The organism is Jilunia laotingensis (assembly GCF_014385165.1).
GTDB lineage: Bacteria > Bacteroidota > Bacteroidia > Bacteroidales > Bacteroidaceae > Bacteroides > Bacteroides laotingensis.
Genome location: NZ_JACRTF010000004.1, coordinates 1 through 2,752, shown reverse-complemented (window position 1 = coordinate 2,752; position 2,752 = coordinate 1). Strand labels below are relative to the sequence as shown.

Genomic DNA, 2,752 nt, shown 5'->3' with positions numbered 1-2,752 from the left:
TATTAAGGGAAATATTATTTTCCTGTTTAGTATTATATTAGGAAATCAGTATTTTCTAGATTGGAAAATGAGAATTTCCAATATGGAAAATGCCCTATATTGTGTATCAAGTACTTAACTTATTCTATTTCTTCTATTCTTAATATACCCCCAAAACAGCACAAAATCAGTCACTTAAAAATCATCGGTCGGGGAGCGCCCAGCGGCAAGGGGCGGGACCACCCGTCCCGACGAGCGCCACACCATAAACTTTTTTTAGAATAAGCACACAACCGTTTTCCGAACCCTGCAAAATTTCTTCCGAATCCGAACGACGTAACACTCCATTGAGAGAGGCTGCCGTTTGGTCGCTCCCCCTTTGGGGGCGGGGGGGGGTTACATACCCATACCGAAACCTCTGCTTCTGGTGATTTGCTTGAGTAGGTCTTTCCCCTCTTCCATAGCTTTTGATATGTTTGGGAAATGATGCCTTAAAGCCTCCAGTTGTTCGGAATTGAACAAGTCTTTCATCTTACCAAGTTCTTTTTTCAATTCCTTGGTTTCGGTCTTTAGTTCTTGGTTCTCCGTCCTTAATCGGTTACTGGTTGTCCTTGCGTTGTCCATTTGTTGTCTATAATACTCCTTGTCATTCTCGGCTTTGAATGCCTTTGTGCCGTTTTGCTCTTTTTCAAGTATAGCCTTTCCCAGTCTATCGGATAGCTGTTCATTTTCCCCCTCTAAAGCCTTTACTTTGGCTTTTAAGGCATCCTTTTCCCTATCGTTGACTGTTTTTCCAATCAAGCCGTAAAACTTCTCTGAAGCCTTAGAAATGAGTTTTTGGACGTTCTTCTTTGTTTCAATGGAACGTAGTTCTTTCTGAAGCTGAAGAAGCTGGTTTTGTACGTCCTTGTGTTTGTCTAATGCACTGGATATATCGTTTGATAGTTCCTGAAGCTGTTCTTTCGCACATTCGGTCTTGTACTGCATAGCCGATAAGTGTTTGCGGTCAGAAGAAACGCCACGTTCCATGCCCAGTGTTTCAGATGCTATGGTTTGGAGTTCTGCCATGTCATCACGCGATAAACGCACACTTTTCCCATTCGGCTGCGTCCAATCGAAAACTACATGGGCATGAAGGTTAGGTGTCCATTGCTTTGCGTTCATGTATCCTTCGTCCTTGTGTATATGGATTTGAAATGCTTCGATACCGAAACGTTCTTTGCAGACCGTGGCAAACTGCTGGAGTTCCTGCATGGTGGTTTCTTGTTTGATTACTATTACTCCCTCTCGTATGGGTGCGGCTTTAGCCTGCATCTTCTGCCCAACCGTATCGAGATATCTTTGTTTCGCACTTTCCAGCCGATGGGAGATGCTATCTCCAACCCAGCTTTCATTCAAATGACTAAGTTCGGGACGAACATAGTCCAACTCTTTTTCCCTAAAGTTGTGAATCTCACTCCCCGGCTTCACTGCTTGTACATGAATACTTGTTGCTCCCATAAGTTAACATTTTTGTGACAATCGATAACAGCCGGTGACAGCCGGCTGACAGGGGGTTAAGGGGGCTTGTCCCCTTACACACGCACCCTTTAGGGTGCTAGTGTGCTATCACCATACTGCATAGGTGCGAAGTTAGCAAATGTTCTGTAAATGCACAAATAAAGGGGAAAACATTTGGATTTGCGACAATAAAGTACTACCTTTGTTGCTGACCAAACGGTAGCCGACCGATACGGGAGAGTTACCAAAATACAAGCCGCTGGAGTTAATTGACGGACATCCGACATCTCCAGCGGCTTTATTTTTGCCTATCTGCTTCGTCTAGGCATACCAGTACCTCTACTAAAAATGTACTTCAAAGATACTTATTTTCTACCGACTTGATAGTTTTTACCCCATATTCTTGGACATTTTTCCCCCATGAGGTTATCTTTGTAGGGTGAAAGAGAAACCCATAAACGGGGATAGATTGAATGCTGGGAAGCATAAACAATCGGGGTAAGGTTAGCGAACCTTGCCTTTCATCCCCCATTATAACTTTACATAGAGGAACTTTATCTATCCCCCCCCCCGCCCCCAAAGGGGGAGCGACCAAACGGCAGCTTCACTCAATGGAGTGTTACTGTTCATCAAAGCCAAGTGATAATTGTCGTTTCTCTGCTTCTTCTTTCTTTTGGGCAGCTAAAGTCTTTTTCCGAACGTATGTTTTAGCAAATGTCACTCGGTCACCATTGAATACTATCAGAGGATTAATAAACCAAAGATTATCGGCTGGTCCTCGGGCTATGATTTCAGCTTTTACAAGTTCTGCAAGTCCTTTATAAACGGCTTTGTCTGTTTTGTATTTGGTATATTCTAGGCATTTTTTTCTATTGAAGATGATTAAATCATTTTTGGGTTTCATGCAGGTCATAAAGTAACCAAAAACCCGAATAGCTGCTTGTGATAGGTCAAAGAATGCAGCAAAGTTAGAAAGATACAATTTAGTGAATTGTTCTTCATCTACTTCTATTTGACGGATAAACGAAGTCTTAAACACTTCTCCAGTTTCAGTGTCGGCTAAAGCTACTACGGCTCTCTTATCGCCACCACTATTACTCTTATACTTTTTAACAACATGATTTTCAATACCTTCTATAGCTTGTTTCATAAAAGGATTTTCTTCGTTCTTTTGAAAATCGGTTAACTTAACTGCTTTTTTATTTTCCATTTTGATGTGTTTTTGGGAAATATTATTCTCCACAAAGTAAACTATTATTTTCCATAAAAACAA

2 protein-coding genes are annotated in these 2,752 nt (G+C 41.6%); both read right to left on the bottom strand.

Features of this window, described 5'->3' with window-relative positions; all coding sequences use genetic code 11:
* Window positions 1-375: 375 nt before the first annotated feature.
* Window positions 376-1,479, bottom strand: a complete 1,104-nt coding sequence (locus tag H8744_RS18780; protein WP_007219893.1) for a plasmid recombination protein — start codon at window positions 1,477-1,479, stop codon at window positions 376-378.
* A gap of 619 nt (window positions 1,480-2,098) precedes the next feature.
* On the bottom strand, window positions 2,099-2,752 hold the full coding sequence (locus tag H8744_RS18775; RefSeq protein WP_005838374.1) for a replication/maintenance protein RepL: 654 nt from the start codon (window positions 2,750-2,752) through the stop codon (window positions 2,099-2,101).

Excerpts from the sequence above, each read along its gene's own strand:
- H8744_RS18780 (WP_007219893.1), bottom strand. The coding sequence starts at position 1,479 with ATGGGAGCAACAAGTATTCATGTACAAGCAGTGAAGCCGGGGAGTGAG.